The organism is Cellulomonas sp. GbtcB1, assembly GCF_019091725.1.
Classification (GTDB): Bacteria; Actinomycetota; Actinomycetes; order Actinomycetales; family Cellulomonadaceae; genus Cellulomonas.
Genome location: NZ_JAGXJG010000708.1, coordinates 1 through 230, shown reverse-complemented (window position 1 = coordinate 230; position 230 = coordinate 1). Strand labels below are relative to the sequence as shown.

Here is a 230-nt window from a genome sequence, read left to right as displayed (position 1 = left end):
GGCGCGGCACCGAGGTCGTCGTCGGGGACGCCGAGGCCGCGGGCCCGACCGGCCTCGGCATCGCGCTGTTCTCCGCCGGCGGTGCGACGACGAAGGCGCAGGCGCCGCGGTTCGCCGCCGCGGGCGTCACGGTGATCGTCAACTCGTCCGCCTGGCGGGTGGACCCCGACGTGCCGCTGGTCGTGTCCGGGGTGGACCCGGGCGCGCTGGACGAGGTGCGCGCGGGCAAC

The 230-nt window shown here is 78.3% G+C and carries 1 pseudogene; it reads left to right on the top strand.

From position 1 onward, the window contains the following. Nucleotides 1-230: pseudogene (locus KVT14_RS21905) on the top strand (aspartate-semialdehyde dehydrogenase); the annotation flags it as partial.